Source organism: Brevundimonas sp. GW460-12-10-14-LB2 (assembly GCF_001636925.1).
In the GTDB taxonomy this organism is placed as follows: Bacteria; Pseudomonadota; Alphaproteobacteria; order Caulobacterales; family Caulobacteraceae; genus Brevundimonas; species Brevundimonas vesicularis.
The window spans coordinates 1,369,828-1,392,175 of sequence record NZ_CP015511.1 but is presented as its reverse complement, the minus strand read 5'-3'; the positions used below and the strand labels follow the sequence as shown (position 1 = coordinate 1,392,175).

The following is a 22,348-nucleotide window of genomic DNA, read 5'->3' as shown; positions in this document are numbered from 1 at the left end:
ATGGTGACGCCACCGAGGCAGCGCCAGATCGATCCGAGACCGAGGGAGTGATCGATGCAAGTAGCAGCTCCAACTGAGGAAAAGCCCGGCCGGGTCGCCTATCAGGGCGCGCCCGGATCGTTCAGCCATGAGGCTTGTCTGGCCTTGCGTCCGTGGGACGAGGCTGTGGCGTTCGAAACTTTCGCCCAGGCCCTGGATGCGCTGCGCGCCGGCGACTGCGGTTGCGCTCTGATACCGGTCGAGAACTCGACCATCGGCGTGGTCGAACCGGCGGCGACGCTGGTCGGTGCGCTTGGCGTGGAGCCCGTCGCCCAGGTCTGGCGGCCGATCCGTCATGCGCTGATGGCGATCGACGGCGCGCGTCTGTCCGATATCCGCACGGTCGAGAGCCACCCCATCGCCCTGGCCCAATGCAAGGACACGCTGGCCGGTTTGAATGTCGAGGTTGTCGAGCATTTCGATACCGCAGGCGCGGCGCGCGATGTCGCCGAAGCGGGTGATCCGACACGGGCGGCCATCGCCCCGGTCGGCGCCGCCGAGGTGTACGGCCTGTCGATCCTGCGCAACGACTTGCAGGATTCCGGCGATAATCAGACTCGTTTTGTCCTGCTGAGCTTCCCTGAGGGTTGACGGCGCACGGTCTTTGCGTCCTTAAGACACACACACGGGTCGCAACACGATCCGCATAAACCGGAACCGGACCATGTCCCGCCTGCGCGCTCTTTCTGTTTCTTTCGACCGTTCGCGCGCGGTTTCCGGCCTCTATTTCGGCTACGGCTTTTACGGCTTTCGATACGCCGGCTGAGGCGTCGGGCGCACTCCGTCCCTGACTGCTTCACCGGCGACCGCTCTGAACCAGAGCGGCTGTATGCCCCTGCACATATCGAATCTCAGAATGCCGAAAGCCCTTTTCCATGCCCCATACCAACCTTCAGCAAGTGTGGCCTGACATGGCCGACCTGACCCCCGAACAGCAGGCGCTGGCCGCCCTGCGCGCCGAAATCGACGGCATCGACGATCAAATCCTGGCGCTGTTCGAGCAACGCCTCGCCATCGCCGCCACCGTCGGCCGCGCCAAGGATGCGCCCACGGGACCGCACACCAAGCTGCGTCCCGACCGAGAGCAGACGGTCCTCTCGCGCATGCTCAAGCAGGCCAAGCCCGAGAACGCCGAGGCGGTCGAACATCTGTGGCGCGAGATCGTCGGGTGGGGCCTGGCGCGCCAGGGCCGGCTTCAGGTCCAGGTCTGGGCCCCGATCGAACCGACCCGCGCCTATGATGGCGCGCGCCTGCGTTTTGGGGCCGCTGCAGACATCAAGATGGTGCGCGATCCGCAAAAGGCCTTGGCCTTCGCCGCCGAGGGCCACGGGATCGCCGTGCTGGCGATCAACACAGAAGACGCCTGGTGGATGGGCCTGCGTCGTGAATGGTCGATGCTGAGCGTGTTCGACGGTTACGGCGGCGAGACGCCGACGTCTCTGGCGGTCGGCAAGATCGATCCGCCGGCTCTGCCCAAGGGCCGACGCGTGGTGGTCACCGCGGGTGGGGACGCCGGCGACGGCGGCGGCGCCCGGCGCTGGGGCCTGAACACCCATCACGGCTGGACCATCGCCCTGACGGACGCCGATCTGGCGCCAGGCGACGCCGAGGGCTGCGTCGGCGCGATCGGCTGATCTTACAGGGCCGCATCCGGCGAATGGATGCGGCCCTTGTCGTTTCAGACAGCCATATTGTCGATCAGTCGCGTCTTGCCCAGCCAGGCGGCGGCCAGGATGCGCGCGGGGGCGTCGACGATGTCGTTGCGGAACGGCGTCAGGTCCTCGGCGTGGCGGATGGCGACGTAATCGACCCGATCAAATCCGGCTTTGAGAAGGGCGGCATAGGCTTCACGCTCGACGCCGGGCAGGGGGCGGCCGCTTGAGGCATGGACGCCAGCCTCCGCCAGAATGCCGTTCAGACGGCGGGCGGTTTCAAGCTCGGTCTCTGACAGGTAGGCGTTGCGTGACGACAGGGCCAGACCCCAGCCGTCCCGCTCCGTCGGCGCGCCGACGATCTCGACCGGCAGGTCCAGGTCGCGCACGAACCGGCGAACGACCATCAGCTGTTGGTAGTCCTTCTCGCCGAAGATCGCGACATCGGGCTGGACCTGGTTGAACAGCTTGGTGACGACCACGGCGACCCCACCGAACATCTGAGGCCGGAAGTCGCCTTCCAGACCCAGCGCCGGGCCGGCGACGGCGACGGTTGTCGCAAAGCCTTCCGGATACATCTCGTCGGCTGAGGGCGCGAACATCAGATGGCAGCCGGCGCCGGCCAACAAACGGGCGTCCTCCTCCTGTTGGCGGGGATATTTGCCCAGATCCTCATGCGCCGCGAACTGGGTCGGATTGACGAAGTTGGAGGCGACGACGCGGTCGGCGCGGCGTGCGGCCTCGCGCACCAGGGTCAGGTGGCCTTCATGCAGGGCGCCCATGGTCGGAACCATGCCGACGCTCAGGCCTTGACGTTTCCAGTCCCGGACGATCGCCCGCAGGTCGGCGACGGTGCGGACGACGGGGAGGGGGGCGGCGTCTATCATGATGAAGCGATTAACCTTTCCGCTTAAGCCTGTTGATGCACCAGACCGCAAAGTCTGGGCTCTATGGTCGTGCTTATGACGCCCGCAGAAGCGACCCGTCCAGTTCTGATCGCCCTGGCTTTCGCCAGCAGCCTAGCCGTCGCCGGTTGTGGCGCGGTGGACAGCGATCCCCATCGGTTCAGCGCGATGGCCGACAACGTCGCGTCGATCGACATTCCGCTATCGGCCCGCGATCGCGAAACCCGGCATGCCGTGGCTGAAAAGGCTGGACTGCGGCCTGTGCGCTTCACGCCGGTCAAGGTGGCGGTCATGGATCCTCACGCCATGTGGGACGCTCGTGACGTTCAGGCGGGTCTGCGCCCCGTCGGTGAGGATACCGGGCTGCGCGACGCGGTTGTACGGGCTGCCTCGCCGGCGGTCGTGAAAGCCGTTGCGGATGAGGCGATCTCGCGGGTTCAGGCGCCGGTGCTGCGTCCCGCCAGCCTTCCGGCGACGCGGGAAACCGGGCGAACAATCCAACTGGGCGCCTATTCCAGTGCGGCCGGCGCGCGTCTGGCTTGGGATCGGATGAAGGCTACGTCAGACCTGTCGGGATTGTCGCCGATCTATCAGGAGGTCGAGGTCAACGGCCGTCGGCTGACGCGGCTGAAGGTCGGGCTGGTCTCGACCGAAACCGCCGCTGCGGTGTGCCGCTCCGCCGCTGTCGCCGACGCTTGGTGCGCGCGCAACAGCTGACCGACCCCGGTTCGCCGTCCACAGGTCTGCGTTAAGGTTCCGTTGACGTTTGGCCCGTTGAGGCCGAGTCTTGCCGGACCTAGGACCGCGCAGTCTGAGTCGCGCGGTCGGCACAGAGGATTCCCTCGAATGACGCAGCCGCATGTGATCGTCCTCGGCAACGAAAAGGGCGGGGCGGGCAAGTCCACCCTGGCCATCCACATCGTGACCGGCCTGCTGCACGCCGGGCGCTCGGTGGCGATCATCGATCTGGACCTGCGCCAGCGCTCGATGCAGCGTTTCTTCCACAATCGTCTGGCCTGGCTGGCCGCGAACGGGCACGATCTGCCCCAGCCGTTCATCCCCGACATGGGCGACGGCAAGGCCCTGGCCAAGGCTGATGTCGCCGACCAGATCGCCACCTTCGAGCGCGCTTTCGATGAGGCGGCGGCGCGGGGCGTCGATTGCATCCTGATCGACACGCCCGGCGGCGACACGGCCGTTTCGAACGCCGCCCACGCCCGCGCCGATCAGATCGTGACGCCGATGAACGACAGCTTCGTCGATTTCGACCTGCTGGGCGACGTTGATCCGGTCACCCTGGAACTGCTGAAACCCTCGATCTATTCCGAGAGCGTCTGGGAGGCGCGCAAGCAGCGCGCCATCGCCCAGGGCCGTCACGCGACGATCGACTGGCTGGTGGTCACCAATCGTCTCGCCGTCGCGGAGGCCCGCAACCGCAAGCGTCTGGAAGAACGGATGACCAAGCTGGCCAAGCGCGTCGGCTTCCGCGTCGGTCCGGGCCTGCGCGACCGGGTCATTTATCGCGAACTGTTCCCGTTTGGCCTGACGGTGGCGGACTTGTCGAATGACATCCGGCCGGTCGCGGTGTCCTTGGCCCATGTCGCTGCGCGCCAGGAGATGCGCAATCTAATGATGGCGATGGGCCTGGGGCAGGTTCTCAGCCCTTTGGACGTGGCGGCCTGATCGCCTGATGGGGTTGATCTGGCTGGCTCTGGCGGCGATCGCCGTCTGGGCGCTGGTGCGGCTGGGCCGGCAGACCGAGCGACGCGGACGGGGCCACTGGCGTGTGACGGCGACCTTATTGGGCGCGGTTCTGCTGGCGGGCGGCGCGCTGGCGGCGTTTCGTGGATCGTGGCTGACGGCGGCGGCGCTGGCCGGGGCAGGACTCTATCTGGCCTGGTCCTCCCGCCTCCGACCAATCGTGAGATCCGAACCCATCAGCGAGGCTGACGCCCGCGCCGTGCTGGGCGTCGGGCCAGCCGCGACCGAGGCCGAAATCCGTTCGGCATGGAAACGCGCCATGGCCCGCGCGCACCCAGACCAGGGCGGCACGGAGGGGCTGGCGACGCGCGTCAACGCCGCGCGCGATCGGCTGCTCGCAAAATGCCGGTGCCGCTAGGCGGACTCAGGGCAGCATCTGCGGTGGTGAAATTGGTCCGACGCACAGGCACCCACCACCTCCGCTTGCCCTCGGGTAAGTCTGGGCTTACGGGTCCGCGCTCTTGATCAATGATTCAGGGAGCGGTCGATGACCCTCGCACTTCTGTTTCCGGGGCAGGGCAGCCAGGCCGTCGGCATGGGGGCGCAACTGGCGGACGCTTTCCAATCCGCCCGCGACGTCTTCGCCGAGGTGGACGAGGCGCTAGGACAAAAGCTGTCGGTGCTGATGCGCGAAGGCCCCGAGGATCAACTGACCCTGACCGAGAACGCCCAGCCCGCGCTCATGGCGGTGTCCGTGGCGGCGATCCGGGCGTTGAAGGCCGAGTTCGGCTTTGACGTGGCGAGCGCGGCGTATGTCGCGGGTCACTCGCTGGGCGAATATTCGGCCCTGGCGGCGGCGGGGGCGATCTCGCTGTCGGACACGGCGCGGCTGCTGAAGCTGCGCGGCCAAGCGATGCAGCGCGCGGTTCCGGTGGGCCATGGGGCGATGGCCTCGCTGATTGGACCCAAGACCGATCTGGCGCTGGCGGAAGCGGCGGCGGCGGCCGGTTCGGAAATCGGAGTCTGCGTGGTCGCCAATGACAACAACAACGGCAACATCGTCATCTCTGGCGACAAGTCCGCAGTGGACCGGGCCATCGAGAAGGCCAAGGAACTGGGCGCGCGGGCGATCCCGCTGAACGTCTCGGCGCCCTTCCACTGCCCGCTGATGCAGCCGGCCGCCGACGAGATGGCCGCCGCCTTGGCCGAGGCGAAGATCGTCGCGCCGGTCGTGCCCGTCGTCGCCAACGTCCTGGCGCGGCCCGAGAGCGATCCGGAAGTCATCCGCCGCCTGCTGGTCGAACAGGTCACCGGCCGGGTGCGCTGGCGCGAGAGCATGGAATGGATGGCGACCGAAGGCGGCGTGACGCGCTTTGTCGAGATCGGCTCGGGCAAGGTGCTGACCGGCATGGCCAAGCGGATCGCGCCGGACGCTGAGGCCCTGCCGCTCAATACGCCGGAAGATCTGGAAGCGTTCGCGAAATCGGTGTGAAGCCCCAGGTCGTCATCCTCGGGCTTGACCCGAGGATCGGACGGTCCGCACTTCGGCGTCTGAGCGCCATTATCGACATTGGCGCCGCACGGTGCCTGATCCTCGGGTCAAGCCCGAGGATGACGGAAGGAATAGAGGGAACAGATGTTCAATCTTGCAGGCAAGACCGCTCTGGTGACCGGCGCGACGGGCGGTATCGGCGGGGCGGTGGCGCGGGCGCTGCACGCTCAGGGCGCGACCGTGGTGTTGTCGGGCACGCGCGAGGCGGTGCTGGCGGATCTGGCCAAGGAACTGGGTGAGCGGGCGCATTTCGCCACGGCGAACCTGTCGGACCCGGAATCGGTCGACAATCTGGTCGCGGCGGCCGAGGCGGCGGCGGGATCGCCATTGGACATCCTGGTGGCCAATGCGGGCATCACCAAGGACGGCCTGCTGATGCGGATGAAGGACGCGGATTTCCAGTCGGTCCTGACCGTCAACCTGGAAAGCTATTTCCGCCTGACCCGCGCGGCGGTGAAGGGGATGATGAAGCGACGCTCGGGGCGAATCATCGGCGTCACCTCGGTCGTCGGCGTGACCGGCAATCCGGGCCAGACCAACTATTCGGCGTCCAAGGCCGGGATGATCGGCTTTTCCAAGTCACTGGCGCAGGAGGTCGGCTCGCGCGGCATCACCGTCAACTGCATCGCGCCGGGCTTCATCGCCTCGCCGATGACCGACGTGCTGAACGATCAGCAGCGCGAGACCATTCTGGGCCGGATTCCGGCGGGCCGGCTGGGTTCGGGCGACGAGATCGCCGCCGCCGCCGTCTATCTGTCGTCCGACGAAGCCGCCTATGTGACGGGCCAGACCCTGCATGTGAACGGCGGCATGGCGATGATTTAAGGACCGCGGCCCTTATCACGTCGCGCAACAGACTATTTCCAGCCCGAAAGCCTGTGCTAAAGGGTTGAATGCGTCGGCGGTTCGGGCTTTCGGGCTTGCGTCGCCATCGCTGCCGTGAGACGGCGATTTCTGAGCTACCCCCGCCTCTACGGCGATTTCAAACAGGCAGAGAGACACTCATGTCCGACACCCTCGAGCGCGTTCGCAAGATCGTCATCGACCATCTGGACGCCGATCCGGACAAGGTCACCGAAAAGGCCAGCTTCATCGACGACCTGGGCGCCGACTCGCTCGACAACGTCGAGCTGGTGATGGCCTTCGAAGAAGAATTCGACATCGAGATCCCGGATGACGCCGCCGAGCACATCCAGACGGTCGGCGATGCGGTCAAGTTCATCGACGAAAAGTCGGCCGGCTGATCTCAGTCGCCGATCTCGGCCGAACAGGCTGACGGTTCACAGGGCCGCCCGGCGCTCCTAGCGGAGACGCCCGGCGGCCTTTACTGTTTCTGACCCGCGCGAATCCGCAATGATTCCGAAGGGTCGGGCTGGAGATAAGGGAGCGCGCCACATGCGCCGCGTCGTCGTTACGGGCATCGGTCTGCTGACCCCCCTGGGTTGGGGCGTCGAGAAGAGCTGGAAAGGCATCGTCGAGGGACGCTCGGGCATCGGCCCGATCACGTCGTTCGACACTACGGGTTATGGCTGCACCATCGCCGGCGAAGTGCCAAGCGTGGATGGACGCGGCGGCGGCGGCGAGGGCGACTTCGATCCCGAGAAGATCATGTCCGCCAAGGACAGGAAGCGTGTCGATGATTTCATTTTGTACGCCATCGCAGCGGCGGACGAGGCCCTGGCCGATGCCAACTGGAAGCCCGAGACAGACGAGGACAAGGAGCGCACCGGCGTGATGGTGGGCTCCGGCATCGGCGGCCTGGGCCCCATCGCCGACACGGCGATCGTGCTGAAGGAGCAGGGCGTGCGTCGCGTCAGCCCCTTCTTCATCCCCAGCGCCCTGATCAACCTCGCCGGCGGCCAGATCTCGATCCGCCACGGCCTGAAGGGGCCGAACCATGCGGCGGTGACCGCCTGCGCCACCGGCGCCCACGCCATCGGCGATGCGGCGCGGATGATCGCGCTGGACGACGCGGACGTGATGGTGGCGGGCGGGGCCGAAAGCTCGGTCGTGCCGATCGGCATCGCGGGCTTTCTGGCCTGCAAGGCGCTTTGCACCGCCTATAACGACACGCCCGAGAAGGCGTCGCGTCCCTATGATCGGGGCCATGCGGGCTTCGTCATGGGCGAAGGCGCTGGCATCCTGGTGCTGGAAGAATACGAACACGCCAAGGCGCGCGGGGCCAATATCTACGCCGAGGTCGTGGGCTATGGCATGAGCGGCGACGCCTATCACATCACCGCCCCGTCCGAGGACGGCGAAGGCGGGGTGCGGGCCATGAAGGCGGCGCTGAAGCGGGCCGGTCTTCAACCGTCAGACCTGGACTACGTCAACGCCCACGGCACCTCGACCATGGCCGACTGGATCGAGCTGAAGGGGATCGAGGGGTTGGTCGGCGATCATGCGCAGAACCTGACCGTCTCTTCGACCAAGTCGATGACCGGACACCTGCTGGGCGCGGCGGGCGCCATCGAGGCGGCCTTCTGCGTGCTGGCGATCCGCGATCAAATCGCGCCGCCGACGATCAATTTGGACGATCCCGAGATGGAGACGCCCATCGACCTGGTCCCCAACACCGCCAAGCCGATGAAGATCGATGTGGCCATGTCCAACAGCTTCGGCTTCGGAGGCACCAACGCCTCGGTGATCTTCAAGAAGGTCGACTGAGATGTTCGGGCGCGGGCGGGTCGAGAAATCCAGCGGGCGGTCGGGCTTTACGGTCTCGCTGCTGACGGCGTCCGCGACCTTCGGCCTGTTCCTGCTGGTGGCGCTGATCGCCGTCTGGGCGGTCTATTATGCGCCGGGACCGTCCGCGCGGCAGGGCCAGACGACGGTCGTCACCCTGCCCAGCGGGTCCGGCGTCTCAGCCATCGCCGCGCGGATGAAGGCGGCGGGTGTGATCCGTTCGACGGACCTGTTCCGTGCGGCGGCGACCCTGACGGGCGCGGATCGTCGGTTGAGGGCCGGCGAATACGAGGTGCCGTCCGGCACGTCCTTGGCCGGGGTGCTGAACCTGCTGGTCGAGGGGCGGGTAGTGCGCCATTTCGTGACCCTGCCGGAGGGCTGGTCGTCGTTGCAGGCGGTGGACATCCTGAACAAGGAGGCCGTGCTGACTGGGACGATCGCCGAAACGCCCGAGGAAGGCAGCCTGTGGCCTGACACCTATGAGGTTTCGCGCGGCGACACGCGCCAGTCGGTGATCGACCGGATGCAGCGCGCGGCGACCGAGAACCTGCGCCTGCTGTGGAGCCAGAGGTCGCCCGCGACCGTGGCGCGCACGCCGCAAGAGGCTGTGATCCTGGCCTCCATCGTGGAGAAGGAGACCGCGCTGGCGGCGGAACGGCCGCGCGTGGCGGCGGTGTTCTCGAACCGTCTGCGGGCGGGGATGCGGCTGGAGAGCGATCCGACCATCGTCTACGGCGTGACGAAGGGTCGGCCGCTGGGTCGGGGCATCCGGCGCTCGGAGTTGCTGGCCCCGGCGCCGTGGAACACGTACCAGATCAACGGGCTGCCGCCGACGCCGATCGCCAATCCGGGCAAGGAGGCGGTCAAGGCGGTGTTGAACCCGCCAGCAGACCCGGCCCTGTTCTTCGTGGCCGATGGGTCCGGCGGACACGCCTTCGCCCTGACCTATGACGAGCATCTGCAAAACGTCGCGCGGTGGCGTCAGATCGAGCGCCAAAAGGCGGGCCTGCCGCCGGAAGCGACGCCGCCCGCCACGCCGGGAACCAGTCCTGCGCCGATGACGAGCGAGCCGACCGCCACTTCGGTCGAAAACGGCCAAGCGACGATCACGCTTCCCGCCGGCGCGACGCAGGGGCCCCGATGAGCACGCTTTCTGGCATGACCGGCTTTGGCCGGGCCGACGGGGCCGGCGAGGGCTGGACCTGGTCGGTCGAGGCGCGCTCGGTCAACGGGCGCAATCTGGAGGTCCGATTCCGTGGGCCAAACGGTTTCGACGGGCTGGAGCGCGCGGCCAAGGCGGCTGGCCAGGCGCGGTTCGCGCGGGGCCAAGTCACCATCGGCGTTCAGGCCAAGCGAGCCGACGCCGGCGAGGCGGCAGTCACAATTAACGCCGCCGTGCTTGCGCGCTATCTGACGCTGGCGAACGAACTGGCTGAAGACGGCGCAACGCCGCCGTCCGCCGACGGCCTGCTGGCCCTGCGCGGTGTGATCGAGGCGCCCGAAGAGGCGGACGATCCCGAGGCGCGGGCGGCTGTCGAGGCGGCCATGACCCGCACGGTCGAAGAGGCGCTGGATGCGCTGAAGGCGTCACGCCAGAACGAGGGCGCGCAACTGACGCCGGTGCTGGACGAATTCATCGCTCGGATCGAGGCGCTGGTCGCCCAGGCGGAAGGTGAGGCGGCGGCGCAGGTCGAGGCTATCCGCGATCGCTTCACCCGTCGAATCTCCGAACTGGCGCCCGATGCGCCGGGGCTTGAGGATCGGATCTTCCTGGAAGCGGCCGCCCTTGCGACCAAGGCCGACGTGCGCGAGGAGCTGGATCGGCTGACCGCCCATGTCGCCTCGGCGCGTCAGCTTGTGGCCTCGGCGCCCGCCGGCAGGAAACTCGACTTCCTGATGCAAGAATTCATGCGTGAGGCCAACACGCTGTGCTCGAAATCCGCTACGACCGCGCTCACCGGAATCGGCCTGGAGCTCAAGGCCGTCATCGAACAGTTGCGTGAGCAGGTCCAGAATGTCGAATGAACGAAGCCCCCGCCGGGGCGTCCTCCTGATCGTCGCCAGCCCGTCGGGCGCCGGCAAGACCTCGCTGTGCCGCCGGTTGATGGCCGATCATGGCGGGCTGGAGCTGTCGGTCTCCATGACCACGCGCGGCATCCGGCCGGGCGAGGTGCATGGGCGCGACTACAACTTCGTCGGCCATGACGAGTTTCAGCGCCTGATCGACGAGGACGCCTTCCTGGAATGGGCGGACGTCCACGGCAATCGCTACGGCAGCCCGCGCGGGCCGGTGGACAAGGCGCTGGCCGAAGGGCGCGACGTGCTGTTCGACATCGACTGGCAGGGCGCACGCGATGTCGCCGAGAAATGCCCGGAGGACGCCGTGCGCGTTTTCATCCTGCCGCCTAGCCTGGAAGAGCTGCGTCGCCGCCTCGTCACCCGCTCACAGGATGCCGACGACGTGATCGAGCGCCGTGTGGCCAACGCCAAGGGCGAGATCGAACACTGCGACGCCTTCGACTATGTGCTGGTGAACGAGGACTTCGACCGGTCCTACGCTGAACTGGCCCACATCTATCACGCCGAGCGTTCGCGCCGGTTCAGGAACCTTTGGGTCGGCGACTACAAAGCCGCCCTGCTGAACGAAGCCGTCTGAAAAAACAGCGCCACAGGCCGTGGGGACCTGCGGCGCTGTGGGGTACTCAACGCTACGCTACTGATGCTGTTTTGCCGCCCAGAAGATTTCGGACGGTAAACGCGGCCATAGGGAATGTCCCGTAGCCGCCCAATGGCTCAGGTTTACGTCCTGTTCGCCCTCTTGACCTAACGTCAGGCGGTGAACGGGGGTATCATGGGCTTTCTTCATTCGATCGCGCCTCTCCTGGCCAGCAGCGCCAAGGAGAGGGTCAAGCAGGTCCCGGTCAGGCTTTTGCTGGCCGCCTAGGTCGGTTGGGCCATGAACGAAGCTGGAATGCTGCGATGGGTCCCGCTGTGGCTGGCGGCCGCGGTTCTGGTTCAGGCGTTCGAACTGTGGGCTATGGCGCCGTTCAGACGCGCCGAAGCGTCGCAGAGCCCGCTGTCCGTGTTCGTCGCTCTGGCGTCCACCACCGTGATGGCGACGACCTATGCCGCGATGGCCCTGATGGTCTGGTCCACCAATCACCCAGCGCTTGTGACGCTCGCCGCCCTGACGATGGTGGGCGGGCTATTGACCAATGTCGCGTCCGGCATCGCCTCGCGTCGGATCTTCTTCATCGGCGGCAGCCCTTATCTGGCGGCGCTGGCCTTGATGCCGGCGATCAAGGTGATCCAGGGCGATACCCGCGGGGTCGTGGTCATGACGCTGTCCGCGGTCCTGTTCGTCGGCATGGTGCTGAACATCTATTGGCGGGTGCACGGATCACGCGAAGCCGAGGTGAAATCTCGGGCGGAGGCGGAAACGCGGCTGGAGCAGGCGCAGGCGGCCATGGCCGATCGCGCGGCGATGGCGGCGATCGTCAGCCACGAACTGCGCACGCCCGTCAGCGCCATCTTGGCCGGCGCCCATGTCATTCGTGATGGCAAGTCGCCGGAGCACCGCCAGGAGACGGCCGACCTGATCATCGACGCCGGACGATTGATGACCGGCATGCTGAACGATCTGCTGGACCACTCCAAGATGGAGGCCGGGGCGATGGCGATGGAAAGCCGCGACTTCGAGCTGGGCGATTTGATGCGCGATACGGTGCGGTTCTGGGCGGCGCCAGCGGCGGACAAGGGACTGACGCTGGACATGTCGGGCGTGGACAGCGAGGCGGTGTGGCTGCGCGGAGACCCCTATCGTCTGCGCCAGATCATCAACAACCTGGTATCCAATGCGATCAAGTTCACGTCGACAGGCGCGATCCGCCTTGAAGCCTCGGCGCCGCGTGGCGATGGAAAACATTGTCTGACCCTCACCGTCACTGACCAGGGGGCCGGCATCGCGCCGGAGGCGATGAGTCGGCTGTTCACCCCCTTCGCCCAGGGGTCCGCCGAGGTCGCGCGCACCTACGGAGGGACAGGCTTGGGCCTGACCGTCAGTCGGGAACTGGCGCGGTTGATGGGTGGCGATCTGACGGTCGAGAGCACGCCGGGGCAGGGCGCCGCCTTTACCCTTTGCGTCGATCTGCCGGCGGGTCAGCCGACGCAGGCCTTGGACGGGCAGGAGACGGCGGCGCCCGTTCTGGCCCGGCGGCTTCGCGTCCTGGCCGTGGACGATCACGAGATCAATCGCCGCACGATCTCGCTCGTGCTTCAGCCGCTGGATGTCGATCTGACCACGGCCTCGGACGGTCATCTGGCGCTGGCGCTTCTGTCGGAGAAGGTGTTTGACGTGGTGCTGATGGATGTGAATATGCCGGGCATTGACGGCAACGAAACGACACGGCGCTTGCGCGCATCGGACGGCCCCAATGCGGCCGCCCCTGTGATCGGGTTCAGCGCGGGCACGGAGACCGAACAGGTGCAGGCCTGCTATGCGGCCGGCATGACGGACTGGTTGGCCAAGCCGCTGGAGCCGAAGAAGCTCTACGACGCCTTGCACCGGGCGACCTCGGCCGCGGCGCAGGCCAAGGCGGCCTAAGCCAAGGCTGCAAACCAGGGGCGTAGGCGGCTCAAGGCGTCTTCGATCTCCGGCGTCGAGACGGCGAAGCTGAAACGGATGAAATGGTGGCCTTCGACAGGGTCGAAGTCGACGCCGGGCGCGGTGGCGACGCCGGTGTCGCGCAGCAACTGCTCGCAGAACGCCACGCTGTCGTTCGTCAGATGGCCGATGTCAGCCCAGATGTAGAAGGCGCCGTCGGGGGGCGCGATCTTGCGCAGACCCAGCGCGGGCAGAGCGTCTAGCATCAGCTGGCGGTTGCGGGCGTAGGTCTGGATATGGCCTTCCAGCTCATCGATCGCGTCCATGGCGACCAGACCGGCATGCTGGCTGAGACTGGGCGGGGTCAGGAACATATTGCCGATATAGGCGCGGGCGGCGTCGATCTGCGTTTCCGGGACCAGCAGCCAGCCGAGGCGCCAGCCCGCCATGCTCCAGTATTTGGAGAAGCTGTTGATGACCACGGCGTCCGGCGCAAACTGCAGCATCGAGGGTGTCGGGCCGACGTAGCTGAGGCCCTGGTAGATCTCGTCCGAGACGATGGCGATGTTGCGCGCGCGGCAGACCTCGGCGATGGCGGCCAGCTCGGCGTCCGGGATGATGGTGCCGGTCGGATTGGCCGGGCTGGCGATGATGACGCCGGCGGGGGCGGGATCCAGCGCCTGGAGTTGGGCGGCGGTCAGCTGGAAGCGGGTGTCGGGACCGCAGGCGATCTCCACCGGCTCAAGATGAAGGGCGCGCAGGGTGTTGCGATAGGCGACGTAACCGGGCCGGGCCAGGGCGATCCGGTTGCCGGGTTTGAACAGGGTGCTGAGGGCCAGCACCAGGGCCGGAGAGGCGCCGCAGGTCAGCAGAATGCGGTTGGGATCGACAGCGACGCCGTAACGCTCGTCGTACAGGCGCGCGATGCGGGCGCGCAGATCGGGACTTTCCCAATAGCCCATCGCGTCGGCGTCCAGCACCTGATGCGCTTTCGCGATGGCGGCTGCGGGCGCGCCTGTGGAGGGCTGGCCGAACTCCATATGGATGATCGACCGGCCTTCGCTCTTGAGCTGGTGCGCCAGCCGGCTGACGGAGATGGCGCGGAAGGGTTCGACGGTCATTGAAGGGCGTCCGCCAGTCGCAGGAAGCCCGCGACGTCGATGGTTTCGGCGCGGGCGTCGGGCTCAATGCCGGCGGCCTCGCAAAGGGCGGCGCCGCCCAGCTGTTTCAGGCTGGACCGCAGCATCTTGCGGCGCTGGCCGAAGGCGGCGGCGGTGACGCGTTCCAGCTTCTTCAGGCGTTCCGGTGACGGCCGCTCATCCAGCGGAACCAGATGGACGACGGCCGAGGCCACCTTGGGCGGCGGGGTGAAGGCGGCGGCAGGCAGATGCATGACGATGCGGGCGGTGCAGACGGCCTGGGCGATGACGGCCAGACGGCCGTAGGCGTCTTCGCCTGGCCCTGCGGCGACGCGTTCGGCGACTTCCTTCTGGAACATCAGGGTCAGGCAGTGAGGCAGCCACGGGCCGGTCAGCCATTTGATCAGCAGGGGGGTGCCGACATTGTAGGGCAGGTTGGACACCAGATGGGTCGGGCCGGAGACCAGATCCGCCTCCTTCACCTTCAGCGCATCGGCTTCCACGATGGTCAGGCGGCCGGAGCCGTCGTCCAATTCGGTCAGCAAGGGAATGAAGCGCGGATCTTTTTCCACCAGGACCACGGGGCCGGCGTCGGATTCCAGCAGGGCGCGGGTCAGGCCGCCAGGACCGGGGCCGACCTCGATCACGGCGCGGCCCTCGAACGGACCGGCCAGGCGCACGATCTTGCGGGTGACGTTCAGGTCCAGCAAGAAATGCTGGCCGAAGCTTTTCTTGGCCGAAAGGCCGTGGGCGTCGAGGGTTTCGCGGAGGGAGGGAAGGTCGGTCACACGCCCTGTTAGCGCGCGGCGCGGGCCGCCGCCATCTCCGATGCCAGGCGAATGGCGGCGATCAGGCTGTCAGGACGCGCGACGCCCTTGCCGGCGATGTCGAAGCCGGTGCCGTGATCGGGCGAGGTGCGGATGATCGGCAGGCCGAGGGAGACGTTCACCCCGCCCCAGAAGTCCAGCGTCTTGACCGGGATCAGGGCCTGGTCGTGGTACATGCAGATGGCCGCGTCATAGGTCGCGCGCGCTTCGTCATGGAACATTGTGTCGGCGGGTCTGGGGTCGGTGATATCGATGCCCTCGGCGCGAAGCTGTTCGGCGACGGGGATCAGGATGTCGCGTTCCTGAAGGCCCAGGGCACCACCTTCGCCCGCATGGGGGTTTAGGGCGGCCATGGACAGGCGCGGGCGAGGGATGGCGAAATCGCGTTTCAGGCTTTCATGGACGACGCGGGCGGTGCGGGCGACACGTTCGGCCGTGACCAGTTCGGGCACCTGGTCCAGAGCAACGTGGATTGTGACGAGGCAGGCGCGCAGGTCTTGCGCCGTCAGCATCATCACCGGGCCGCGCGTACCCGCGTATGGCGCATCGGCCGTCAGTTCGGCGATGAACTCGGTATGGCCGGGAAAGCGAAAGCCCGAGGCGTACATCGGCGCCTTGGCGATCGGGGCGGTGACGACGCCGGACGCCTCGCCGGACAGGGCGAAGCTGACCGCCTCCTCGATGCCGTCCGCCACGGCCGAGGCATTGGCCGGATCGGGCGATCCGACCAAGACCGGCGCGGGGAGGGGGCGATGGATGACAGGAAGGGCGGAGCCGAATAGGCCGCCGACGTCACCGAGAGACCCTACCTCAACCACGGGGACGCCTTGTGCTCGGAGCAGCGCGGCGTCGCCGATGACGGCGAAGGGTGTCGGCTCGGCGCGCAACGCCGTCCAGGCGGCGGCCACGATCTCCGGCCCGACGCCGGCGGGTTCGCCCAGCGTCAGGACCAGAGGCGCGACCGCTGGGCTCATTTGAACTCGATCAGGGCGTCGCTGCGCAGGTCGCGCAGATAGCGGCGCTCCAGCACGGCCAGGTTCTGGGCGCGCAGACGGTTTTCGACCTGCTGACGGTTCGGCGCTTCCGGCCCGCCGACGCGACGACCGCAGACGGCGACCAAATGCAGGCCCAGCGGGGTGCGGATCGGCGTGGAGACCGAACCGATTTCGCCGGTGCGCGCGAACTGCTGGAACTGGGGCGCAAGGTTGGCGACATCGGATTCGCCGAGGTCAGCGCCAAGGACGCCCTGCGTCGCGCGGGCCTGGGAGACGATGTTGTCGCATGTCAGGCCGTTGCGCAGACCTTCCAGCTTGGCGGTCGCGGCCGCGACATCGGCTTCCGACGCGGTTTCAGGCAGTTCGACCATGACCTGTTTCAGTGAAACCAAGCTCGTCGAGGCGCCGTCACGCTTGTCGCGCAGGTAGAGGATATAGACGCCGCCATCGACGACGATGGGGTTCGACAACTGGCCCGGCTGGAGCTGTTCCAACACTGACTGCACAGCCGGCTGGAGCGAATCCTTGACCACCCAGCCTGCATCGCCTGGGACGCGGGCGCTGGCCGAGGGGGCGGCGGAAAACTGCTGGGCGACGGCCTGGAACGGCGCGCCCTGGATGATCTGCTGCACCAGCTGGCGGGCGCCGTTCAAGGCTGCCTGCGCGCCGCCGACGCGCGCGGCGTCGATGTAGATTTCCCCGAGCAGGAACTGGGGCTTGGAGGCCGCCTCGTTCAGCCGACGGACTTCCTGATCGACCTGAAGGGTGCTGGCGCGGGCGCGGCTGTTGAAGCGGCCCGGGATCAGCTGGCTCCAGCCGATCTGGGTGCGCAGATTGTCGCGGAAGGCGGCGGGCTGGATGCCGCCCTGTTGCAGGAACTGCATGTAGGCCTGCGGCGTCGTGCCTGCGGCGCGGGCCATTTCGGCGATCTCGCCGTCGATTTCCTCATCCGTGACCTTCAGACTCTCGAACTTGGCCATCTCCTGATCCTTGAGGCGATCCTCGATCAGGGCGTTCAGGGCGGCCTGCTGAATGGCGGGCAGGTTCTGCTCGGTCGGCTGGACCTGGGACGAGGCGATCAACATCAGCATGCGCTGACGCAGGTCATAGCCGGTGATGATCTTGTCGTTGACCGTCGCGACGATGCCGTCGGCCATTTCGAACTGAGGCTCGGCGCGCGCCGTCGTCGGCGCCTCTTCAGCCGCAGGATTCGGCGCGCCGGCCGCAGGGCCCTGCGCGGGCGTGGGGGTCTGTGCCGGAGCGGGCGCCGTCTGGGCATAGGCCGAACCGGCGAGGAGGACTGCCGCGAGCGCAGCCCCCGTCGAATAACGCATCAAACCCATTGGTCGTCCTGATTCCTCACAGCGGTCCGCCAGCCAGGCCGGCAGGCGGTCGCGCCCCGTAAAGCGTCATGCTCAACGCATATCGCCCTGTCCATAACCTGAACCTCCGAAAGTGGCGAGGTTTAGGCGCACATAGATGCCTTCCGACGGGCCGCCGGGCCGTGCGCGGGTGTTATCGCGCCGATAGCCCAGTTCGAACCGCAGGCAGTCGTCGTCGAACAGCACGCCGACTTCGGATCGCGTGATCTCGTTCTGGTCCAGATCGGCGATGCCGGCGATGGTGAAGCCCCAGTTCTGGAAGACGAACTGCTGACCCGCCAGCTGGACAAATTCGTAGTTGCGGTTTAGCGGCCCGTCGACGGGGTTCGACTGATCCAGAATGTAGCTGACTGTCGCCAGGTTGCGGCGACCCCAACGGCCGTCCAGCGCCGCTTCGGCGCGGCGCACCTCGCCCGAACCGTCGACCGTGGCGTGGAACCAGCTGCGGATGCGATCCGACGGCGAGAAGTCGCCCTGGACCACCCAGTCGGAGGTCTCGGAGGCCAGACCCGTCGGGTCATAAAGACGCGCGGGATCATCGGGAATCGACGTCTTGAAGTCGTCCTGCTGGTCGAAGCGATAGCTGCGTCCCACAAACAGGCTGGCCTTACGACCTTCGGCCCAGCGGATCGTAGCGCGACCGCCCGCCGTCACGCGCGCGCCGCCTTCCAGCAGATCGTAGCCGGAGAAGCGATCCATGCGGAACAGCGACGACTCATCTAGTTCCAGAACCTGGGAGTCCTCGATGGGAATACGGCGGTCCAGGCTGACCTTGTTGGAGACCGAGAACTGACCCACCGGCTCCAAGATGATGTCGGCGTCGGCGATGCGTTTGATCAGGGGATAGGTGACGTCCACGCCCGCGCTGAACCTAGATCGACTCACCGTCTCGTCGCTGTCGACGCCCATCATCGGCGGCAGGTCGGACATGGAATAGAGATCGACGCGCGTATCGACGAACGGCTCCACCCGCATGCCGACCGGCAGGATGATCGCCCGTCGCCATTCCACTTGACCCGTAATGCGGCGGCTGTCGACGCCGGCCAGACCTGTCGTGACAGGGGGAACGATCTCCGGATTCAGGATCGGCGCGCCGACGAAGGCGTCGCGATAGAGAGACACGGCCGAACCCTTCAGGCGCAGCCGGCCGCCGAAGACGAGTTCGCGCGGCTCCCAGCGGGCATCGATCAGCGGGGCGACGAAGGGCAGGGTGTCGTCGTCCTCGAACACCTTGAAGCCGTTGGCGTCGCGGAAATCCGTCGCGGCGAAGGCCGGGTTCAGGCGCAGGCTCTGGATCGAGAAGGCCGCGACCGAAACATAGGACCGATCGGTCTGATGTTCCGCGTAGATCTGGCTGATCAGACGACGGCGGTCGCCGTAATAGAGGCCGTTGTCCTGATACGGAGAGCGCACGTCATAGCGGTCGAACAACGTCTTGTCCGAGGTGCGCTCGGCCGTGAAGCCGAACCGCCACGGGCCGTCGGGATCAAACTCGCCGTGCGACAACAGATAGCTGCGGTGTTCGCGATCGCCGAACTTGACGTTGCTTTCGAAGTCGCCGTCCCCGTCCCGATCGAAGTCGCCGAACTCGCGCTCGTAGGTATAGCCGCCGCGCGCCACGACTATGCCGTTGGCGAACCGTCGCCGCCATTGCAGGTTCAGCAGCGGTGCGACCCTGGTGTTGATCTGCGGGCTGATCAGCCAGTCCTCGGACGGCGACACAACGTGCAGATAGGGAACTTCGACGGAAACGCCGCGACCCTCATCATAGTTGACGATGGGCACCAGGAAGCCCGAGGCCCGCTCCACCGAGGGATCGGGGTGAGCGAAGAAGGGCGTGTAGAAGACGGGCACCGGCCCGATATAGAAGACGGCGTTGCGATACAGGATCGCGCGCAACTGCTCGTCCTGCGTCACCTTTTCCGCCTGAATCGAGATGGTCGGCGTCTTGGGACCGCCGTCGTCACAGATGGGGCAGGGGGTGAAGCGAGCGTAGTTCAGTTCGCTAACGTTCTCGCTGCGACGCACAGCCGTTGCGGCCATCAGACTGGCGCCATTGGCCAGACGCGTGGCGAAATCCACGGCGACGCCGGTCTCCAGATTTTCATCCAGCTCGAGACGGCTGGCGTAGACCACGGTGCCATCGGGCGCGATGGCCTCGACGCGGCCTTCGGCTGTCGCCGAACCGGCGTTCAGATCATAGGACAGGTTCTCGCCGCGCAGCACATGGCCCCGCGTGCGGACATAGGCGCGGTTCTCGGGCGTGCCGCTGACGATGATGGTGTCGCCTTCGCGACGCGCATTGTCGGCATCGACATAGACCGCTTCGGGCGGCAGGCCGTCGGAAGGCGCGGCCGCGGCTAGAGGGGTCGTTTGCGCCCATGCGGGCGTCGCCAAGGGCGCGCAGGCGACCAGGGCCGCACCGGCGAGAAGCCTTGCTTTGAAAGCGTCGAAGCGCCGATCACCCTGCATAGGCCATCCGTAGTCTGAGAAGCGAGCGCCCGATTAGCCGTCTTCGGTATAGAACAGCAAGGTCAAGGCTGCGAGCGCCGTAAGAACAGGCGGCAGCCAGGCGGCGACGAAGGGTGCCACGACCTCGGCCGATCCCATCGCTGACGAGAACTGGTTCAGAAAGAAGAAGGCGAAGCCCAGCACCACAGCCGCCACGCTCATGCGCGCCAGGTCGCCCAATCGCATCAGCCGCAGCGAGAAGGCGGCTGCCAGGATCGACATGGCGGCGAACACGAGCGGCGTGGCCAGAAGTTGCTGGAAGCGCAGGCGATAGGCGGTCGAGGTGAAGCCGGCGTTTTCGATTCGGCTGATCTGGTTCGGCAGCGACCAAAAGGGCGTGGCCTGCGGTCGGGCGAAACGATCGAAGGCCTCGTCATCCGCCAGGCTGGAGACCAGGGTTAGGCTGGAATAGGTGACGGCGCGCTGGCCGATCTGGGCGCCGACCGCATCGGTCAGGCGCCAGCTGCCGGCGTTCAGAGAGGCCGACTTGGCGTCGATCCGCTCGGAGAAGGTGCGGCCGCCGCCGGGCGCGGTCGTGTAGATGAAGAAGCTGACGTTCAGCAGTCGGGCGTTGGCACGGTCCTGCTGGCCGGCGCGGATGATCATCTGGCGCTGATCGTCGCCCTCGCGCAGCCAGATCGCCTCCTTGGGATCGCCGCCGGGCGCTGTGCCGGAAATCCGCGCGCGCTCGCGTTGCCACAAGCCGTCGCCGGCCGACGCCATCGGACCCAAGACAGTGACGGTCAGGACGCCCAGGACGAAAGCCATGCCGGCCGCCGGCAGGACGAACCGCCAGGCGGAGACGCCGGCAGCCCGCATGGCGATCAGTTCGCTGCGTCGGTTCAGGCTGATGAAGGCCGACAGGGTGCCGAACAGGAAGACGAACGGCATCAACTGCACGATGACCGAGGGCGACTTCAGCAGCACAAGGCCGAAGATGCGCACAGCCGAGAGATCCTGGGCCGAGCCGACGCCGCGCGAGACCTCGACGAAGTCGATCAGCATGACGAGGGCCGAAATCACGGCCAGGGCCACGCCCAGCGACTTCAGCTGTTGAACCAGTACATAACGTTCGATGCCGCCGAGACGAGGGATATGCGGCGAGCGACGGGCGGAGGCGGCGACGGCGGTCATGCGAACTTGGCCTTCAGATCGCGCAGGGCGGCGGTTGTTCGGCTACGACGCGGCTTCAGTGCTCGGAACAGAACCCGCAGGGCGACGACGATGGCTACGATCGGCACGACGTACTGCAGCACGTTCATCCAGCCGTTCCAGGCGCTGGCGGCGACAAGGCCGTAGCCGATAACGCGCAGGACAAGGAACAGGCCCGCCGCCTTGGCGATGCGCAGGGTGTAGCCGGTGCGGCTGAAGGCGCCGCCCAGGATGGCCGAAAGCGCCAGGGCCATGGCGACCATGGCGTAGAGCGGCGAGGCCAGCCGCGAATGCGCCTCGGCCAGCAGTTCGCCGCGCGAGCCGGCGACCTCGAGCACCTTGGCCGTCGGGTTCAGCAGCTGGCGCAGATAGAGGTCGGTCGGCTTGTAGCGAATGGTGTCGGTCACCCCGACGAAGGGCGCGAGAGAGAAATCGTATCGCCCGAACGACAGCGTCTCCAGCACGCCGCCCGACGAATAGCGCTGGGCCGAGCCGTCGATCATGGTCAGGATCGGAATGCCGCCGGCGTCGCGGCTGAAGCGCGCCTCGGACGCGTTCCAGGTCGTGACCTTGTCCTTGTCGTCCAGATAGACGAACAGGTTCTTCAACAGACCGTTCTGTTCGATCTGCTGCACATAAACGGTCAGACCATCAGGCCCCTGAACGAACTGGCCTTCCTCGACCAGAAGTGCGGCGAGGTCGGTGCGGATGTCGAACGCCTGGCGGCGCGCCTCCTGCTGCGCCCAGGGCAGAATGAAGACGTTGACCAGCAAGGTGACCAGGGCGACCAGCACGGCGATGCGGGCGGCCGGCGATATGACCTGCCACCGGGTCATGCCTCCGGCGAAGGCCGCCGTCAGCTCCTGTTCGCGTTGCAGACGGGTCAGGGCGATCAGGGCGCCGACGAAAAGACCGATGGGTAGAATCACCGACAGCAGTTGCGGCAGGGCGAGCAGGGTCAGCTTGACCATGATCCACACGCTCTGACCCCGCTCCACAATGACCTGGAGTTGGTCGAGGCTCTGGCTCAGAATCCCGATTCCCGCCAGCGCTGCGCACGCGGCGATCACAGGGAACAGGATCTGGCGAAAAAGGTATCTTTGAATCAGGGTCATGGGCGGATGGACTTCGCCCGGTTGCAGGCGGCGACATTGAGGCGCATCTAGTAGCACATCAGGGCGCGTCCGCGACAAGCAGACGCGCCG

General features: G+C 66.8%; 21 protein-coding genes. 13 read left to right on the top strand and 8 right to left on the bottom strand.

All coding sequences use genetic code 11. The features are described 5' to 3' along the window. Nucleotides 1–54: 54 nt before the first annotated feature. Entirely contained in the window at nucleotides 55–630 is a 576-nt protein-coding gene (locus A4249_RS06835) for a prephenate dehydratase domain-containing protein (RefSeq protein ID WP_066551688.1), read from the top strand. A 320-nt stretch (nucleotides 631–950) separates the two neighbouring features. Continuing rightward, nucleotides 951–1,673 (top strand): chorismate mutase, encoded by a 723-nt coding sequence (locus A4249_RS06830; protein ID WP_231868790.1) that lies wholly within the window; start codon nucleotides 951–953, stop codon nucleotides 1,671–1,673. A 44-nt stretch (nucleotides 1,674–1,717) separates the two neighbouring features. On the opposite strand, the gene panC is transcribed toward A4249_RS06830, so the two are convergent. Further along, the gene (gene panC, locus A4249_RS06825) at nucleotides 1,718–2,578 is read right to left on the bottom strand and encodes a pantoate--beta-alanine ligase (protein ID WP_055754895.1); all 861 of its coding nucleotides are present in this window, start codon (nucleotides 2,576–2,578) and stop codon (nucleotides 1,718–1,720) included. A 75-nt stretch (nucleotides 2,579–2,653) separates the two neighbouring features. Between panC and A4249_RS06820 the strand changes: the two genes are divergently transcribed. The 11 genes from A4249_RS06820 (at nucleotide 2,654) to A4249_RS06770 (ending at nucleotide 13,137) form a co-directional block, all read left to right on the top strand. Beyond that, complete coding sequence (locus A4249_RS06820) at nucleotides 2,654–3,313, top strand: SPOR domain-containing protein (protein WP_066554873.1); 660 nt, start codon at nucleotides 2,654–2,656, stop codon at nucleotides 3,311–3,313. A 129-nt stretch (nucleotides 3,314–3,442) separates the two neighbouring features. Beyond that, nucleotides 3,443–4,279, top strand: a complete 837-nt coding sequence (locus A4249_RS06815) for a division plane positioning ATPase MipZ (protein ID WP_066551686.1) — start codon at nucleotides 3,443–3,445, stop codon at nucleotides 4,277–4,279. Nucleotides 4,280–4,286: 7 nt separating this feature from the next. Further along, nucleotides 4,287–4,715: a molecular chaperone DnaJ gene (locus A4249_RS06810; RefSeq protein WP_082854090.1), complete on the top strand. Its 429-nt coding sequence runs from the start codon at nucleotides 4,287–4,289 to the stop codon at nucleotides 4,713–4,715. A gap of 129 nt (nucleotides 4,716–4,844) precedes the next feature. Beyond that, nucleotides 4,845–5,789 (top strand): ACP S-malonyltransferase, encoded by a 945-nt coding sequence (fabD, locus tag A4249_RS06805; protein ID WP_066551685.1) that lies wholly within the window; start codon nucleotides 4,845–4,847, stop codon nucleotides 5,787–5,789. A gap of 144 nt (nucleotides 5,790–5,933) precedes the next feature. Then, nucleotides 5,934–6,674: a 3-oxoacyl-[acyl-carrier-protein] reductase gene (gene fabG, locus A4249_RS06800; protein ID WP_066551684.1), complete on the top strand. Its 741-nt coding sequence runs from the start codon at nucleotides 5,934–5,936 to the stop codon at nucleotides 6,672–6,674. 179 nt (nucleotides 6,675–6,853) lie between these two features. Beyond that, a complete protein-coding gene (locus A4249_RS06795; RefSeq protein WP_008264317.1) occupies nucleotides 6,854–7,093 on the top strand; it encodes an acyl carrier protein in 240 nt (79 codons plus the stop codon). Between the two features lie 151 nt (nucleotides 7,094–7,244). Beyond that, a complete protein-coding gene (fabF, locus tag A4249_RS06790; RefSeq protein ID WP_066551683.1) occupies nucleotides 7,245–8,516 on the top strand; it encodes a beta-ketoacyl-ACP synthase II in 1,272 nt (423 codons plus the stop codon). 1 nt (nucleotide 8,517) lies between these two features. Further along, the gene (mltG, locus tag A4249_RS06785) at nucleotides 8,518–9,678 is read left to right on the top strand and encodes an endolytic transglycosylase MltG (RefSeq protein ID WP_066551682.1); all 1,161 of its coding nucleotides are present in this window, start codon (nucleotides 8,518–8,520) and stop codon (nucleotides 9,676–9,678) included. Next, nucleotides 9,675–10,559: a YicC/YloC family endoribonuclease gene (locus A4249_RS06780; protein WP_066551681.1), complete on the top strand. Its 885-nt coding sequence runs from the start codon at nucleotides 9,675–9,677 to the stop codon at nucleotides 10,557–10,559. Before mltG ends, A4249_RS06780 begins: the two co-directional genes overlap by 4 nt. After that, a complete protein-coding gene (gene gmk, locus A4249_RS06775) occupies nucleotides 10,549–11,190 on the top strand; it encodes a guanylate kinase (protein ID WP_039247959.1) in 642 nt (213 codons plus the stop codon). Before A4249_RS06780 ends, gmk begins: the two co-directional genes overlap by 11 nt. Nucleotides 11,191–11,505: 315 nt before the next feature. Next, a complete protein-coding gene (locus A4249_RS06770) occupies nucleotides 11,506–13,137 on the top strand; it encodes an ATP-binding protein (RefSeq protein WP_231868789.1) in 1,632 nt (543 codons plus the stop codon). On the opposite strand, the gene A4249_RS06765 is transcribed toward A4249_RS06770, so the two are convergent. From A4249_RS06765 to A4249_RS06735, 7 genes are all read right to left on the bottom strand, one after another. Further along, nucleotides 13,134–14,258, bottom strand: a complete 1,125-nt coding sequence (locus tag A4249_RS06765; RefSeq protein WP_066551680.1) for a pyridoxal phosphate-dependent aminotransferase — start codon at nucleotides 14,256–14,258, stop codon at nucleotides 13,134–13,136. The two genes, A4249_RS06770 and A4249_RS06765, sit on opposite strands and share 4 nt — an antisense overlap. Then, nucleotides 14,255–15,064, bottom strand: coding sequence for a 16S rRNA (adenine(1518)-N(6)/adenine(1519)-N(6))-dimethyltransferase RsmA (gene rsmA, locus A4249_RS06760; protein WP_066551679.1), 810 nt, complete (start codon nucleotides 15,062–15,064; stop codon nucleotides 14,255–14,257). Before rsmA ends, A4249_RS06765 begins: the two co-directional genes overlap by 4 nt. Nucleotides 15,065–15,072: 8 nt before the next feature. Continuing rightward, the gene (gene pdxA / locus A4249_RS06755; RefSeq protein ID WP_066551678.1) at nucleotides 15,073–16,077 is read right to left on the bottom strand and encodes a 4-hydroxythreonine-4-phosphate dehydrogenase PdxA; all 1,005 of its coding nucleotides are present in this window, start codon (nucleotides 16,075–16,077) and stop codon (nucleotides 15,073–15,075) included. Further along, nucleotides 16,074–17,441 carry a peptidylprolyl isomerase gene (locus A4249_RS06750; protein ID WP_231868788.1) on the bottom strand — a complete coding sequence of 456 codons (1,368 nt, stop codon included), beginning with the start codon at nucleotides 17,439–17,441 and terminating at the stop codon, nucleotides 16,074–16,076. Before A4249_RS06750 ends, pdxA begins: the two co-directional genes overlap by 4 nt. 72 nt (nucleotides 17,442–17,513) lie before the next feature. Continuing rightward, nucleotides 17,514–19,952: an LPS-assembly protein LptD gene (locus A4249_RS06745; RefSeq protein WP_066551677.1), complete on the bottom strand. Its 2,439-nt coding sequence runs from the start codon at nucleotides 19,950–19,952 to the stop codon at nucleotides 17,514–17,516. Between the two features lie 33 nt (nucleotides 19,953–19,985). Next, nucleotides 19,986–21,125 carry an LPS export ABC transporter permease LptG gene (lptG, locus tag A4249_RS06740; protein ID WP_066551676.1) on the bottom strand — a complete coding sequence of 380 codons (1,140 nt, stop codon included), beginning with the start codon at nucleotides 21,123–21,125 and terminating at the stop codon, nucleotides 19,986–19,988. Beyond that, nucleotides 21,122–22,258 carry an LptF/LptG family permease gene (locus A4249_RS06735; RefSeq protein ID WP_066551675.1) on the bottom strand — a complete coding sequence of 379 codons (1,137 nt, stop codon included), beginning with the start codon at nucleotides 22,256–22,258 and terminating at the stop codon, nucleotides 21,122–21,124. The genes lptG and A4249_RS06735 overlap by 4 nt, the downstream gene beginning before the upstream one ends. Between the last annotated feature and the right edge of the window lie 90 nt (nucleotides 22,259–22,348).

What these genes read in the sequence shown, in the direction of transcription:
- A4249_RS06770 (WP_231868789.1), top strand. Translation starts at nt 11,506, where the DNA reads ATGCTGCGATGGGTCCCGCTGTGGCTGGCGGCCGCGGTTCTGGTTCAG.
- A4249_RS06820 (WP_066554873.1), top strand. Translation starts at nt 2,654, where the DNA reads ATGACGCCCGCAGAAGCGACCCGTCCAGTTCTGATCGCCCTGGCTTTC.
- fabD (WP_066551685.1), top strand. Translation starts at nt 4,845, where the DNA reads ATGACCCTCGCACTTCTGTTTCCGGGGCAGGGCAGCCAGGCCGTCGGC.
- mltG (WP_066551682.1), top strand. Translation starts at nt 8,518, where the DNA reads ATGTTCGGGCGCGGGCGGGTCGAGAAATCCAGCGGGCGGTCGGGCTTT.
- A4249_RS06830 (WP_231868790.1), top strand. Translation starts at nt 951, where the DNA reads ATGGCCGACCTGACCCCCGAACAGCAGGCGCTGGCCGCCCTGCGCGCC.
- A4249_RS06735 (WP_066551675.1), bottom strand. Translation starts at nt 22,258, where the DNA reads ATGACCCTGATTCAAAGATACCTTTTTCGCCAGATCCTGTTCCCTGTG.
- A4249_RS06745 (WP_066551677.1), bottom strand. Translation starts at nt 19,952, where the DNA reads ATGCAGGGTGATCGGCGCTTCGACGCTTTCAAAGCAAGGCTTCTCGCC.
- lptG (WP_066551676.1), bottom strand. Translation starts at nt 21,125, where the DNA reads ATGACCGCCGTCGCCGCCTCCGCCCGTCGCTCGCCGCATATCCCTCGT.
- fabF (WP_066551683.1), top strand. Translation starts at nt 7,245, where the DNA reads ATGCGCCGCGTCGTCGTTACGGGCATCGGTCTGCTGACCCCCCTGGGT.
- A4249_RS06750 (WP_231868788.1), bottom strand. Translation starts at nt 17,441, where the DNA reads ATGGGTTTGATGCGTTATTCGACGGGGGCTGCGCTCGCGGCAGTCCTC.
- A4249_RS06835 (WP_066551688.1), top strand. Translation starts at nt 55, where the DNA reads ATGCAAGTAGCAGCTCCAACTGAGGAAAAGCCCGGCCGGGTCGCCTAT.
- A4249_RS06765 (WP_066551680.1), bottom strand. Translation starts at nt 14,258, where the DNA reads ATGACCGTCGAACCCTTCCGCGCCATCTCCGTCAGCCGGCTGGCGCAC.
- A4249_RS06795 (WP_008264317.1), top strand. Translation starts at nt 6,854, where the DNA reads ATGTCCGACACCCTCGAGCGCGTTCGCAAGATCGTCATCGACCATCTG.
- A4249_RS06780 (WP_066551681.1), top strand. Translation starts at nt 9,675, where the DNA reads ATGAGCACGCTTTCTGGCATGACCGGCTTTGGCCGGGCCGACGGGGCC.
- gmk (WP_039247959.1), top strand. Translation starts at nt 10,549, where the DNA reads ATGTCGAATGAACGAAGCCCCCGCCGGGGCGTCCTCCTGATCGTCGCC.
- panC (WP_055754895.1), bottom strand. Translation starts at nt 2,578, where the DNA reads ATGATAGACGCCGCCCCCCTCCCCGTCGTCCGCACCGTCGCCGACCTG.
- A4249_RS06810 (WP_082854090.1), top strand. Translation starts at nt 4,287, where the DNA reads ATGGGGTTGATCTGGCTGGCTCTGGCGGCGATCGCCGTCTGGGCGCTG.
- pdxA (WP_066551678.1), bottom strand. Translation starts at nt 16,077, where the DNA reads ATGAGCCCAGCGGTCGCGCCTCTGGTCCTGACGCTGGGCGAACCCGCC.
- fabG (WP_066551684.1), top strand. Translation starts at nt 5,934, where the DNA reads ATGTTCAATCTTGCAGGCAAGACCGCTCTGGTGACCGGCGCGACGGGC.
- A4249_RS06815 (WP_066551686.1), top strand. Translation starts at nt 3,443, where the DNA reads ATGACGCAGCCGCATGTGATCGTCCTCGGCAACGAAAAGGGCGGGGCG.